The organism is Brevibacillus halotolerans, from assembly GCF_026891775.1.
Lineage (GTDB): Bacteria > Bacillota > Bacilli > Brevibacillales > Brevibacillaceae > Brevibacillus_B > Brevibacillus_B halotolerans.
In genome coordinates this window covers 1-321 of record NZ_JAPTNK010000070.1, presented here as the reverse complement: position 1 = coordinate 321, position 321 = coordinate 1, and the positions used below count along the sequence as shown (strand labels likewise).

General features: G+C 29.9%; 1 pseudogene. It reads left to right on the top strand.

Going from position 1 to position 321, the window contains the following annotated elements:
- A pseudogene (locus O0550_RS24210) lies at nt 1–321 on the top strand (hypothetical protein); the annotation flags it as partial.

The window sequence follows — 321 nt, the reverse complement described above, 5'->3', positions numbered from 1 at the left end:
CAAGAAATGAAAGCAACTTCGAATAAATATATCCAATTACTTCAACAGAATGGTATACAAGAAAATAGCTGCTACAATGGAATATTGGTTTTTCCCGTTACATTTAGGAATTGGTTTGATCCAGAAAAGGAATTAGTAATATTCGAGGATAATCTTAAAGGGACCTTAGCTTCTAAAAATAAAGATAAAGAATCGTTAGCCAAGTCAAATTTCATTTCAGAGGACGAGGTAACAGTTATACAGAATCTAATATTTCAAATTAGTCCACATATAAAGAAAACTGACATGATACAAACCTTAATAACAATTTTTAAAAGAAGG